Origin of the sequence: Pedobacter sp. UYP1, assembly GCF_040547305.1 — a bacterium.
Lineage (GTDB): Bacteria > Bacteroidota > Bacteroidia > Sphingobacteriales > Sphingobacteriaceae > Pedobacter.
On sequence record NZ_JBEPPL010000006.1, the window covers coordinates 278,451 to 291,762 of the forward strand.

Annotated in this window: 11 protein-coding genes; 7 read left to right on the plus strand and 4 right to left on the minus strand. The window is 40.0% G+C overall.

All coding sequences use genetic code 11. The annotated features are described in order from the left end of the window. Positions 1-202 precede the first annotated feature (202 nt). The 3 genes from ABIB30_RS14795 (at position 203) to ABIB30_RS14805 (ending at position 5,023) form a co-directional block, all read left to right on the plus strand. Positions 203-2,431 carry a cation:proton antiporter domain-containing protein gene (locus ABIB30_RS14795; RefSeq protein WP_354303267.1) on the plus strand — a complete coding sequence of 743 codons (2,229 nt, stop codon included), beginning with the start codon at positions 203-205 and terminating at the stop codon, positions 2,429-2,431. A 92-nt stretch (positions 2,432-2,523) separates the two neighbouring features. Continuing rightward, positions 2,524-3,561 (plus strand): DUF2157 domain-containing protein, encoded by a 1,038-nt coding sequence (locus ABIB30_RS14800; RefSeq protein ID WP_354303269.1) that lies wholly within the window; start codon positions 2,524-2,526, stop codon positions 3,559-3,561. Between the two features lies 1 nt (position 3,562). Further along, on the plus strand, positions 3,563-5,023 hold the full coding sequence (locus ABIB30_RS14805; protein ID WP_354303271.1) for a S41 family peptidase: 1,461 nt from the start codon (positions 3,563-3,565) through the stop codon (positions 5,021-5,023). A 226-nt stretch (positions 5,024-5,249) separates the two neighbouring features. Here the strand turns inward: ABIB30_RS14805 and ABIB30_RS14810 are convergent, their stop codons facing one another. Together ABIB30_RS14810 and uvrA are read right to left on the minus strand one after the other, a co-directional pair. After that, positions 5,250-5,870, minus strand: coding sequence for a LysE family transporter (locus ABIB30_RS14810; protein ID WP_354303273.1), 621 nt, complete (start codon positions 5,868-5,870; stop codon positions 5,250-5,252). An 83-nt stretch (positions 5,871-5,953) separates the two neighbouring features. Further along, positions 5,954-8,767 carry an excinuclease ABC subunit UvrA gene (uvrA, locus tag ABIB30_RS14815; RefSeq protein ID WP_354303275.1) on the minus strand — a complete coding sequence of 938 codons (2,814 nt, stop codon included), beginning with the start codon at positions 8,765-8,767 and terminating at the stop codon, positions 5,954-5,956. 266 nt (positions 8,768-9,033) lie between these two features. Between uvrA and ABIB30_RS14820 the strand changes: the two genes are divergently transcribed. From ABIB30_RS14820 to recA, 4 genes are all read left to right on the plus strand, one after another. Continuing rightward, positions 9,034-9,609: an RNA polymerase sigma factor gene (locus ABIB30_RS14820; RefSeq protein WP_041882334.1), complete on the plus strand. Its 576-nt coding sequence runs from the start codon at positions 9,034-9,036 to the stop codon at positions 9,607-9,609. Positions 9,610-9,798: 189 nt separating this feature from the next. After that, positions 9,799-9,996 (plus strand): hypothetical protein, encoded by a 198-nt coding sequence (locus ABIB30_RS14825; RefSeq protein ID WP_183868473.1) that lies wholly within the window; start codon positions 9,799-9,801, stop codon positions 9,994-9,996. Positions 9,997-10,055: 59 nt separating this feature from the next. Continuing rightward, positions 10,056-10,724, plus strand: coding sequence for an endonuclease III (nth, locus tag ABIB30_RS14830; protein WP_354303278.1), 669 nt, complete (start codon positions 10,056-10,058; stop codon positions 10,722-10,724). A 124-nt stretch (positions 10,725-10,848) separates the two neighbouring features. After that, on the plus strand, positions 10,849-11,862 hold the full coding sequence (gene recA / locus ABIB30_RS14835; protein WP_183868471.1) for a recombinase RecA: 1,014 nt from the start codon (positions 10,849-10,851) through the stop codon (positions 11,860-11,862). A gap of 107 nt (positions 11,863-11,969) precedes the next feature. Here recA and ABIB30_RS14840 read toward each other — a convergent pair whose 3' ends face one another. Together ABIB30_RS14840 and tsaD are read right to left on the minus strand one after the other, a co-directional pair. After that, on the minus strand, positions 11,970-12,149 hold the full coding sequence (locus ABIB30_RS14840) for a hypothetical protein (RefSeq protein WP_183885638.1): 180 nt from the start codon (positions 12,147-12,149) through the stop codon (positions 11,970-11,972). Positions 12,150-12,206: 57 nt separating this feature from the next. After that, entirely contained in the window at positions 12,207-13,208 is a 1,002-nt protein-coding gene (tsaD, locus tag ABIB30_RS14845) for a tRNA (adenosine(37)-N6)-threonylcarbamoyltransferase complex transferase subunit TsaD (protein ID WP_354303280.1), read from the minus strand. Between the last annotated feature and the right edge of the window lie 104 nt (positions 13,209-13,312).

The following is a 13,312-nucleotide window of genomic DNA, read 5'->3' on the forward strand; positions in this document are numbered from 1 at the left end:
TAAACAAACAACCTGTAGTCTGTTTACAATTGTTTCGTCTGCCTGAAAGTAAATCAGTCAGAAATACCCCTTTCCAGGCTTATAACTTACGCACTTGCTTTCACTATAATTTCATATACGATTTTTTGTATCCTAACCATGTTTTCTGGTAACGTCTTCATCGCAAAACCAAAACCCGTTTTTTTACAATTAAATATTATGTATGCTACACCTACCCGTATTAATAACTGATTTAGGCTTAATACTCGCAGCGGCTGGAATTACAACCCTGCTTTTCAAAAAAATCAAACAACCACTCGTACTCGGCTATATTCTTGCCGGTTTATTAGTTGGCCCCCATATTAACTTTATTCCTACCGTAACCGACAATGAAAGTATTCATATCTGGGCTGAAATCGGGGTTATCTTTTTGCTGTTTAGTCTTGGGCTGGAGTTCAGTTTTAAGAAACTCGTTAAAGTAGGAGGATCAGCTTCCATTACCGCTATCGTCGAAGTCGTTTGTATGTTGCTTATCGGTTTTGTTGCTGGAAAAGCCATGGGCTGGAAAACGATGGATAGTATTTTCCTCGGTGGGATTCTATCTGTTTCTTCCACAACTATTATTATCCGTGCCTTTGAAGAGCTTGGCGTTAAACATAAGAAATTCGCCGGCCTGGTTTTCGGTGTCCTGATTGTAGAAGATCTTGTGGCCATCCTTTTATTAGTTCTGCTCTCTACTTTGGCTGTGAGTCAGCAATTTGCCGGAGCAGAGATGTTTTTCTCTATCCTGAAGCTATTATTCTTCCTGATCCTATGGTTCATTGGTGGTATTTTTCTGGTTCCTACCTTCTTGAAAGCAACGAAAAAGCTCATGAACGACGAGACTATGCTGATTGTCTCCATCGCCTTATGTCTGCTCATGGTATTACTTGCCGTTAAAGTCGGGTTCTCTCCTGCTTTGGGCGCATTTATTATGGGCTCTATCCTTGCTGAAACTACACAAGCAGAAAAAATTGAGCATCTTACTAAATCTGTAAAAGATCTTTTTGCAGCTATATTCTTCGTTTCTGTGGGAATGCTGATTGATCCGAGTATTCTGATCGACTATGCTGTACCTATCCTGATCATAACGATTGCTACTGTTCTGGGAAAATTCTTAAGTTCTGGATTAGGCGCATTACTTTCAGGACAGCCCCTGAAAACATCCGTACAAACCGGAATGAGTTTAGCTCAGATCGGTGAATTCTCCTTTATCATTGCTACCCTTGGGCTCACCCTGAAAGTAACCAGTGATTTTCTCTACCCAATCGCGGTAGCTGTCTCTGCAATTACGACCTTCACCACTCCATATCTGATCAAAGCATCAGAGCCCTTTTACTTGTTCCTGGAGCGTACCCTTCCAAAAAGCTGGGTAGCTGCCATCAACAGATATAGTTCCAGTACCGCTGGAATTACAACTATGAGTGACTGGAAAACATTGCTAAAGTCATACACTTTCAATACAATTATCCACTCCGTAATTCTGATTGCCATTATCTTTTTAGGCTCCCGGTATCTGCATCCATTTATCACACAAAACCTGATTAACGGCAATAAAGGTATTATCATCAGTCTGATTATTTCCCTGATCTTCATGGCTCCCTTCTTATGGGCACTGGCCATCAGGAGAATTGAACGTAAAGCACACTCTCACTTATGGCTGAATAAAAAATATACCCGCGGACCACTAATCGCGCTGGAAGTCTTAAGAGTTGCCCTGGCTATATTTGCCGTTTGTTTCCTGATTTTCCAATTCTACAATACCTGGGTCGCGATGGTTATTGCCCTGATCCTGATCGTTACCGGGATGATTGTCTTCAGCCGGAAACTACAGGCCTTTTATGACCGTTTAGAACACCGTTTCCTTTACAACCTGAACGCTAGAGAAGAACATAACAAACAGCCCGAAATATTACCCTGGGATACCCACTTAACAGAATTAACTATAGCTCCTGAATCTGCACTGGTAGGAAAATCCCTGATTGAATTAGCAGTCAGAGAAAAGTACGGTGTAAACATTGCGCTGATCGAGAGAGGCAATATGATGATCCCAACGCCCGGACGTGATGAGCGGCTTTATCCAAATGACAAAGTCATGCTGATTGGGACAGATGATCAACTTGCAGCAGTCGGAGAGCTCTTTAAAGGCACTAACAATGATAACCAGGAAAGCGCCTTCCCTAAAAAGGACATGACGCTTCAGAAAATTGTGATCAATACCTCTTCCCCGGTATTTGCGCAAACCATCCGGGAATCTGGTATCCGGGAAAAAACACAAGGCCTGGTTGTAGGTATTGAGAGAAATGGCATCCGTATCCTTAATCCTGATTCCGATCTGGTATTTGAGAACGATGACATCGTATGGATTGTAGGGAACAATAAAAAGATCCCAGATCTGCTCAAGAAAGTTTAAACCAATTAATTTTTTGTTTGTTCAATTAAACAACTAGATTCGTTAAGCCTGAACCCTGCTCAAAAACAGGATTCAGGCTCAACTTTGAACAAATGAAGATAGACCAGGAAAAGAGTGACTTTTTAGATGAAATGCTTGACCATTGGCAGGAAGAAAACCTGCTCACTCCTGCCGACATCGAAAAACTAAAAGCCAGCTACGAGGCCAAATCATTTGATTGGCGAAGACTTGCGCAATACTCCTTCTGGGTGGCAATGGCTTGCGGAGTAATTTCACTCGGGGCCCTCTTAATTGACAATAAATTCCTTGATTACTTAAAAAACCTTTACGATACCCCTAACAGTATTATCAGCTTACTCTCTGCCGTAGGGGCGGGCATCCTCTACAAAATAAGCTTTACCCGAAAGAAGACTATGCCCATGCAGGTATTCAGTAACGACGCCATCATCTTCACCGCCGTCATGCTCACTGCCAATGCTATTGCCTACCTCGGTAAAGCCTTTGATAAAGGGGACGGACACTTCTCCATCCTGATCCTGCTCTCTGTATTCATTTACGGTATATTAGCTTACCTTTTCAAATCCCGCCTCATCTGGATATTCGTTCTGATTTCCCTTGGTGCATGGTTTGGAACTGAAACCGGCTACATGTCACGTGACAACCTCTACTTCCTGGGCATGAACTACCCCTTGCGTTTTGTCGCCTTCGGACTTGCCCTGACAGCAATATCAATATCCCTGAAGAACGTAAAAGTCTTCCAGCAATTCTACGATACTACTTACATCTGCGGGATGGTTTACCTGTTCGTATCCCTATGGCTAATCTCGGTATTCGGTAACTTCGGCACCCTTGACAAATGGTACGGAATCAAACAAATCAGTCTTTTCTACTGGGCTATCATTTCGGCCGTTGCCTGCGTTGCCAGTATTTTCGTTGGCCTCAAATATCGTGACGACATCGCCCGTGAATTCGGGATCACTTTCCTATTTATCAATCTCTACACCCGTTACTTCGAATACTTTTGGGACAGCTGGCACAAGGCACTTTTCTTCAGTGTTCTGGCTGCTTCCTTCTGGCTGATCGGCCGGAAAGCTGAAAAGATCTGGAATGTTGAATTCCTGAAAAAATAACATGTTGAAAATCCCCCTGATAAAAAGTCCCTATAAAAACAGGAAGTCCCCCCTGCTATTCATCCTGTGGCTGATCCTGATCCTATGCAGTAAATCAACAGACGTAAAAGCCCAGGAAAAACATACAGACAGCTTAAGAACAGACTTTACGATCTTCATCAAACTATTAAAAAACAACTATCCTTCCCTCTATCGCTACAACAGCCAGTTAAAGATGGATGCTATACTTGACAGCACCTATAACACTATTCAACCAAACACTACAGATTTTGAGTTTTATAAACTCTTAAAAAAGACACTCAGCACTATTAAAGACGGTCACCTCTACTGTAGCCTTCCACCAACCCAGCAAAAATACCGTGAAGAAAAAGCCAGGTTCTTCCCCCTGAAACTCTGCTTCACCGAATACCATACCTACCTGGCAAACCCAGGCAATACTCAAATACCTGCGGGCTCAGAAATCCTGACTATAAACAAGCAGCCAATTGAGCTGATCAGAAAAAACGTAATGGAATACATCGTTTCTGACGGAGACATTCAGACTAAAAAGCTCAAAATACTGAATGACTTCTTTTACTTCTACTACTACTTATCCCAAGGCGAACAGCCCTTTTACACAATTAAAATTAAAACTCCGGACGGAGCCATAAGGCAAATCAAACTTACTGGGAAGCCAGAAAAAGAGCTCGTTGGCGATGAGAATGAGAACAAACCTACAAAAGACCTGCAATTAGCAATCAAAGCTAATAACACAGCCATACTTACCATTAAAAGCTTTGAGAAATCACAACTGGAAAAAACCGGAGAAAACTTCCCGGAATTCCTAAAAGAATCCTTTGCTACCCTTCATCAAAAAGGAATAAAAAAACTAATTATAGACCTTCGTGGAAACACAGGAGGCAGGGACACCTATGGCCCGCTACTCTATTCGTACTTAACACAACAACCATTTCGATATTATAAAAGCCTGACTACAATCACAACAGACCTTCCATACGAAGAATTTAAAAGTGCTGTCTCCTCCTACAACAACCTGAATAAGGACATGTTATTAAAAACCAGCCCGCACAACTATCAGTTAAAAAATACAGCTCACCCTAACTTACAACAGATCTATCCCCAACCAAACAATTACAAAGGAAAACTCTGGCTCCTGATCGATGGTTTATCATTTTCAACAACAGCAGAATTCTGTGCTATAGTATCCAGTAACAATCGCGGGAAATTTATAGGAGAAGAGACCGGGGGCACTTACGAAGGAAACACATCGGGTGTACAAATAGAATCCACCCTGCCTCACACTAAAATCCAAATATCTGTTGGTACCATTAAATACGATATGGCAGTAAAGCCAGCAAAAAAACCAGCAAGGGGAATCATACCTCAATACAAAATCCTGCAAGACATCAGCAGCAAAGCAGATAGTCAATTAAACTATGCGCTGAAACTAACCGAAAAATAATTGGGATTAATAGCCTGATAAGCGATCCTGATAGTTAACTATCAAATAATCTTGATCACAAGTCAACAAGCAACCTAGCGTCGTCAAGCCTGTCTTCCTTGTAGCGCAATCCTATTGTTACCCCATAAAAGCCCTACGTATCGAAAATAAAGAAACCTGGTATGTGTTTTCCAGACCTCATTCCTGTTCGGAGAATGCCAGTCGGAAAACACATACCAGGTTTCTTTTATTTCCCTAAGTACACGAGCGCAAGCTTAACAATATGATAAGCGGAAAGCGCGAAAAACAATAGTGCGATCGCCCTGTTAACCACATAACTACTTAAAGCAAACTTCGTTTGAATATATTGAGCAAACCTTGCAAAACCATACAAAGCCACAGCAGCGCCAATCCCCGACCCGATACTAAATACCGTCAAAGACAAATACCCAATATCAATCCACTCATGAGAAATCAAATACGTCCCGACAAACAACCAATAAGGGATCTGCATCGGATTCAGCACTCCAAGTAACATCCCATACCTGATACTATCCTTTTTCGAATAATCAGCCTTAGGCATTTCCTTTCTTGAACGCCAGGTAATCACCCCCAAAACAGTGAACATCACAATCATCACCACATCAATATAATTGCCAACCTTGATCTCACTCGACAACCATTGCACAAACCTCATTACACCAAATGTGAACAAAACCTCTACCGCAGAAAAAGCCAGAATAAAATACAAAGCCTGTTTTATCCCACGTGTAATAGTAATCTGTACCACCGTAAGGTTGATATTTCCAGGCGGAATATACCCTATCGAATTTAGAATTATCCCGAGGAATAAGGTTAGAAAAAGCATGCGTTAATATAAAAATTAAATTAATCCGTATTATTTATCAAAAAAGAGCTGACGAACAAACATCAGCTCTTAAAAAATCATGATTAAACCAAAGAAGGCTTCAAATGCGGAAGTAAATACTTTGCAGTATAAGAACCTTTCGCCTCAATAAGATCTTCAGGAGTTCCCTCAAAAACAACATTACCACCACCATCGCCACCCTCAGGCCCAATATCAATTACCCAATCCGCAGACTTGATCATATCCATATTATGCTCGATCACTAAAATCGTATTTCCCTGTTCAATCAGCGTATTTAAAGCAATCAGTAACTTCTTAATATCATGAAAATGCAAACCAGTAGTCGGCTCATCAAAAATGAACATCGTTTTACTCGCACTATTTCCCTTAATTAAAAACGAAGCCAACTTGATCCTTTGCGCCTCACCACCAGACAAAGTATTAGAAGACTGTCCCAAATGAACATAGCCCAAACCAACATCAACAAGCGGCTGCAACTTATTTAAAATCTTAGGTTCATTCTTGAAGAACCCTACCGCCTCATCAATCGTCAGATCCAGGATATCAGCCACATTCTTATCCTGATAAGTAATATCAAGAATCTGCTGCTTGAACCTGCGGCCACCACAAGCCTCACAAGGCAAATAAATATCAGCCATGAACTGCATCTCAATCTTCACCTCACCCTCACCCTGACAAACATCACAACGGCCACCCTCCACATTGAAAGAAAATGCAGCAGGCTTTAATCCAGCCGCCTTCGCAGCAGGCAAAGCAGAAAACAAAGCACGAACATCATCCCAAGCCTTCACATAAGTTACAGGATTAGATCGCGAAGAACGGCCAATAGGATTCTGATCCACCATTTCTACCTGGCTGATCAGCTCATAATTGCCGGATATCCCATCATACAACCCAGTCTGCTCACCCGCATAATTACCAATTGCCTTTTGTAGCGCAGGGTATAAAATCTTCTTGATCAAACTCGTTTTGCCCGATCCGGAAACCCCGCTTACTACCGTAAAAACACCAAGCGGAAACTTAACCTCAATATTCTTAAGATTATTCTCCCTTGCCCCCTTAATCAGAATGTGGTCAGCCCACTTTCTTCTCACCGCAGGAATAGCTATATTTTCTTCACCTGACAAGTATTTCCCCGTCAAACTCTTTTTGTCCTTAATAATCTCTTTATAAGTACCTGTAAAAACCAGGTTTCCTCCTAAAGTACCTGCCTCAGGACCAATATCAATGATATGATCCGCAGCCCTCATCATCTCTTCTTCATGCTCCACCACAATCACCGTGTTTCCAACATTACGCAAAGACTGTAATACCTCAATCAGCTTATTCGTGTCCCTTGGATGCAAACCAATACTAGGCTCATCCAGTACATAAATAGAACCCACCAAACTACTACCTAATGAAGTTGCTAAATTAATACGCTGAGACTCTCCACCTGAAAGCGTATTAGATAACCTGTTTAAAGTTAAATACCCCAAACCAACATTATTCAGATAAAGTACACGGCTGGTCACTTCCGCCAGTAAACGCTTTGAGATTTTAACATCCGTCTCAGAAAGCTCCAGTTTATCAAAGAAATCCTGAATAATTGACATAGGCATTAATACCACGTCTACAATCGACTTTCCGCCAATCTTAACATAAGAAGCATCTTTTCGCAATCTCGACCCCTTACAATCCGGGCAAATAGTTTTTCCGCGGTAACGCGACAACATCACCCTGTACTGAATTTTATAAGTCTGCTGCTCCAGCTCCTCAAAAAATGCATCCAGTCCTTCAAAATATTTATTACCTGTCCAGATTAACCGCTGCTCCTTCTCCGTTAACTCATTGAAAGGCCTGTGAATAGGAAAATCAAACTTCGAAGCGTTCTTGATCAGCTTATTCAACCATTCCCGCATTTTTTCACCACGCCACGGAGCGATCGCATTGTCATAAAGACTCTTGCTCTTATCAGGAACGACCAGATCCTCATCAATCCCAATCACATTTCCATACCCCTCACAACGCTTACAAGCGCCATAAGGATTATTGAAACTGAAGAAATTTGGTGTAGGCTCCTCAAAGCGAATCCCATCCAACTCAAAACGATCACAGAAATGAGTGACTTTACCCTCATGCTCTACATAACAATCACCCTTACCTTCAAAAAAGGCAGTTTGAATAGAGTCAGCCAGGCGGCTCATCGTTTCATCATCGTCATGAAAAACAATCCGGTCAATCAGGATCTTGATCGTATCAGAATCTTTAAGCTCAGTATCTTTAAACTGCTCATCTTCCAGCACAGCTTCAATTTTATGAACCGTATCTCCAAGATAAACCCTTAGAAATCCTTTCTGCAGTAATACTGCCAATTCCTCTTTAACAGATCTGTTATTGTGCGGATGAAGCGGGCAGAAAATTGTAGCCACGCTATCTTCTCCAAGTTTGGATACAAAATCAACAACCGTACTTACCGTATCCTTTTTGACCACTACCCCGGATTCCGGAGAAATAGTTTTGCCAATTCTGGAAAAAAGCAATTTCAGATAATCGTAAATTTCTGTTGAAGTACCAACCGTAGATCTCGGATTGGATGTAATTACCTTCTGTTCAATTGCGATGGCAGGGGCAATACCTTTAATATAATCAACATCTGGCTTGTTCATCCGGCCCATAAACTGACGGGCATAAGAAGAAAGACTTTCTACGTATCTTCTTTGTCCTTCGGCATACAGCGTGTCAAAGGCGAGGGAAGATTTCCCTGAACCCGACATTCCAGTGATGACTACCAGCTTGTTTTTCGGTATTGCAACATCAATATTTTTGAGGTTATGTACCCTGGCACCCTTGATAATAATGTTTTTATGTGGATCTTTCTCCGTTTCCTTACTCATTGACTTCCTTATAGGATTTGCTAATATAACCCAAAAAACACAAAATTAGTTTGTAGGGAGAATGCAAAAATACGGCTCTTTAAACTAATTTAATTTTTTTTACTACTTTTATTCTTGTAATCTGATAAAAAAATGCTTCTTTTGAAGTTGTAACACAATCGATTAAATCACCATTTTTAAAAAACATAGGAGAACCACTATAGCAAAAACATCTACTCAATCTTTTTTTAGCACACCAAGCAAGGGAATTTAGTTTAGATAATCCTATGAAGTTACAATCATATAGTGATCAGGAATTAGTGAAGTTATACCTGAAAGGAAATGAATCAGTTCTCGAAGAACTCCTGAACAGATACAAATCCAAGATATACACTTCCATATATTTACTGGTCAAAGACCAGTATTTAGCAGAAGACATTTTTCAGGATGCTTTTATTAAAGTCATCAATACACTCCGTTCAGGAAGGTACAATGAAGAAGGTAAATTTTTACCATGGGTGATGCGTATAGCACACAATTTAGTCATCGATTATTTCAGACGTGAAAAACGTGCCCCGGTAATCACCAGTGCAGATGGGACTGATGTGCTCAATATGCTGCAGATTCATGAAGAAAATGCAGAAGACAAATTATTGAGAGAACAAACGCATACCGACCTGCGCGTATTGATCCAGCTTTTGCCCGACGAGCAGAAAGAAGTGTTGATTATGCGCCATTACGCTGACCTTAGTTTTAAAGAAATAGCGGACCTTACCGACGTAAGTATCAATACGGCATTAGGCCGGATGCGCTATGCACTGAGTAATCTTCGTAAAATGATGAAAGTGAAAGAAGTAACCTAATATAGGCTGAAATCACTGGACATATATTTTTTATCGTTTTAGCTTCTTTTATATAATGAAAGAATTAAACGTCTGAAACCCTGTAGTGCCCATAAGTACAATAAAAACAGACAAACGGAAAAAACAATATGCTCTGATGAAAATAAATGTTGAATTGTTTCGTTAAATTAGAAAAACAAAAACAGTTTAATGCTTATGATAACAACCTCTACTCCTATTTCAAATTCCCACTACTTAAATCAGCATGCTGAAAACATAAGTAGTGAGTTTTTCAACGACCTCGATTTAATGTTTTACGAAAGCATTAAATCACAGATGGACCTGTTGAATAAAAACCCTGATGAGGAAACTATTTCCAAAATCCTGGCTTATTCCAAGTCTCTGTAATCAATCTAAAAGACAAAGCTGCCAGTGGGCAGCTTTTTTTGTTTTATCTTTGTCCCACTATGCTTAAAAAAGAAAGGTATAAACAATTTGTAGCCTATTTTTCTGCTAAACAGCCCGATGCTGAAACAGAACTTCATTACAATAACCCTTTTCAGCTGCTGGTCGCAGTAATTTTATCTGCACAATGCACCGATAAAAGAATCAACCAGGTTACTCCCGCTCTATTTCAACGCTTCCCGAATGCGAAAGCACTTGCAGAAGTTACCCCCGATATCGTTTTCGATTATATCAGGAGTGTAAGTTATCCGAACAACAAGGCGAAACACCTGGTAGGTATGGCTAACATTTTGTTAAACGAGTTCAACAATGTAGTCCCCTCAGATATCTATCAATTGCAGAAAATGCCCGGAGTGGGGAGGAAAACTGCCAATGTGATTGCCTCAGTAATTTACAACGCACCTGCAATGGCAGTAGACACGCATGTATTCCGTGTAGCGAACCGTATCGGATTAACCACAGGAAAAACACCACTGGCAGTAGAAAAAGATCTGGTCAAGTATTTACCAGAAGAAACTATCCATGTGGCCCATCACTGGCTGATCCTTCATGGAAGGTACGTATGTGTTGCACGCTCCCCAAAATGCAATATTTGTGAAATCACTTCGATCTGCAAATACTATGAGAAATTAAACAAACCCGCTAAAGCTATTAGCCAGGAAGCGCATTAAATTCAACATTTTTAGAAATTTTATTATTTATTGAAAATAATTACTTATTTTTGCTAAATAAATTAGCATAATTACTACTGTATATAGTTTTAAATATTTTATATTTACGACCTAATTAAATAAGATGATCCCAAACCCAGATAAATTAAAAGCATTACAACTTACATTAGATAAGTTAGAAAAATCTTACGGTAAAGGTGCCGTGATGAAATTAGGTGATACACCTACTGAATCTATTGAGTCTATCTCAACCGGCTCCATTACTTTAGATATCGCTTTAGGTATTGGTGGTGTACCAAAAGGACGTGTGATCGAGATTTACGGTCCTGAATCTTCTGGTAAAACTACTTTGGCAACCCATATCATTGCTGAAGCACAGAAAAAAGGTGGTGTAGCCGCATTTATTGATGCAGAACACGCTTTCGATAAATTCTATGCAAAGAAATTAGGTGTAGATGTAGACAACCTGTTAATTGCACAACCAGATAATGGTGAGCAGGCTTTAGAGATCGCTGACAACCTGATCAGATCAGGAGCTATTGATGTAATCGTGATTGACTCGGTTGCAGCTTTAGTACCAAAAGCAGAGATTGAAGGTGAAATGGGTGACTCTAAAATGGGTCTTCAGGCACGTTTAATGTCTCAGGCCTTAAGAAAACTAACAGGAACAATCGCTAAAACAGGATGCTGCTGTATCTTCATCAACCAGTTACGTGAAAAAATTGGTGTGATGTTCGGTAACCCGGAAACAACAACAGGTGGTAATGCCTTGAAATTCTACGCTTCTGTACGTCTTGATATCAGAAGAACTTCTCAGATTAAAGATGCTGATGAAGTTTCAGGTAACAGAGTAAAAGTAAAAATCGTTAAAAACAAAGTAGCGCCTCCATTCCGAATTGCAGAATTCGATATCATGTTTGGTCAGGGGATCTCTAAAGTTGGTGAGATCATTGACTTAGGTGTAGACTTCAATATTGTTAAAAAAGCAGGTTCATGGTTCTCTTACGGTGAAACTAAATTAGGACAAGGAAGAGATGCCGTTAAACAATTATTATTAGACAACCCAGAATTAGCTGACGAAATCGAAAGAAAAATCAGAGAAGAAGTAACTGGTGAGAAATTAGAAGAATTGTTGTAAGCTCAACATGACTAAATAAAAAAGGGTGTGCCCCTGGTCTGCCTCAGAAAGTGTCTAACTTTTTGGGTAGTCCAGGGGTACACCCTTTTTTTGTGGAATCAAAAAACTTACGGGTTCATAAACTTCATATCTACATTAACTGCAACATAAGCAGCGATAAATATAGCGGCAACCAGTACCACAAGACCGATATAATTCTTATTCTTATCCTGTTTGATCATCCAGATCAGAAGCAAAATAAAAGGAATCAGCATCATGCCGAAAAATAAAAAACTCATTGAATTCATAACAAAAATTTTAGTACGACTAATATTAAATATAATACCGCTCCCCAGGGTAGCAGCTTAAAACTCCATTCTTGATGCAGGGGCAATATCCTGACCAACAAACTCTTGATTTATAAACTTATAATGGCCGGCAATAGCAATCATTGCCGCATTATCAGTACAAAACTGAAAAGCAGGGATAAAGACCTTCCAGCCCAGCTCTTCAGACTTCTCTTCCAGCGCTTTGCGTAACCCCGTATTTGCAGAAACACCACCAGCAATTGCAATCTCTTTAATATTATATTGCTTTGCCGCCTTCTTTACTTTATTTAGTAAAATATGTACAATACTATGTTGTACAGAAGCGCAAATATCATTCAGATTCTCCTGGATAAAATCAGGATTTATCTTTTCCTGCGCTCTGATAAAATATAATATCGCGGTCTTTAAACCACTGAAACTATAATTCAAATCTTTGATCTGAGGCTCTGGAAATTTATAAGCCAGCGGATTACCCTTTGCTGCATGCAAATCAATCAGTGGCCCACCAGGATAAGGAAGATTCAGAATCTTGGCAGTCTTATCAAACGCTTCTCCCGCAGCATCATCCAGTGATTCTCCTACTATTTCCATATCAAAATAGTCTTTCACTAAAACAATTTGTGTATGCCCACCAGATACAGTTAAACATAAAAATGGGAATGACGGCTTCGGATCGTCAATAAAATGCGCAAGAATATGTGCGTGCATATGATTCACAGCGATAAGTGGCAAGTCTAAAGCAAGCGCAAAAGACTTCGCAAAGGACACCCCTACCAATAAAGACCCCAATAATCCCGGCCCCCTGGTAAAAGCTATGGCATTTATATCCTTTTTGCTAACTTTAGCATCGATTAATGCCTGCTGAATTACTGGTACAATGTTCTGTTGGTGAACTCTTGAAGCTAATTCAGGAACTACACCACCATAATTTTCATGAATAGTTTGGTTTGCAATAACATTGGCAGTAATTTTGCCGTTATTACAAATAGCAACAGAAGTTTCATCACAAGAGGATTCGATAGCAAGTATTACTGACACGTTGATTATTATTAAGCTACAAAACTATCAAAAAACTATTAAAAATACTTCTTTGGTTTATTGCATCGATTCTGCTGCTGCTCGCGATTATCTTATTTTCGCTT

Coding starts and splice junctions, on each gene's coding strand:
- ABIB30_RS14805 (WP_354303271.1), top strand. CDS start 3,563: ATGTTGAAAATCCCCCTGATAAAAAGTCCCTATAAAAACAGGAAGTCC.
- ABIB30_RS14795 (WP_354303267.1), top strand. CDS start 203: ATGCTACACCTACCCGTATTAATAACTGATTTAGGCTTAATACTCGCA.
- ABIB30_RS14800 (WP_354303269.1), top strand. CDS start 2,524: ATGAAGATAGACCAGGAAAAGAGTGACTTTTTAGATGAAATGCTTGAC.
- uvrA (WP_354303275.1), bottom strand. CDS start 8,767: ATGAGTAAGGAAACGGAGAAAGATCCACATAAAAACATTATTATCAAG.
- ABIB30_RS14840 (WP_183885638.1), bottom strand. CDS start 12,149: ATGAATTCAATGAGTTTTTTATTTTTCGGCATGATGCTGATTCCTTTT.
- ABIB30_RS14820 (WP_041882334.1), top strand. CDS start 9,034: ATGAAGTTACAATCATATAGTGATCAGGAATTAGTGAAGTTATACCTG.
- recA (WP_183868471.1), top strand. CDS start 10,849: ATGATCCCAAACCCAGATAAATTAAAAGCATTACAACTTACATTAGAT.
- nth (WP_354303278.1), top strand. CDS start 10,056: ATGCTTAAAAAAGAAAGGTATAAACAATTTGTAGCCTATTTTTCTGCT.
- ABIB30_RS14810 (WP_354303273.1), bottom strand. CDS start 5,870: ATGCTTTTTCTAACCTTATTCCTCGGGATAATTCTAAATTCGATAGGG.
- ABIB30_RS14825 (WP_183868473.1), top strand. CDS start 9,799: ATGCTTATGATAACAACCTCTACTCCTATTTCAAATTCCCACTACTTA.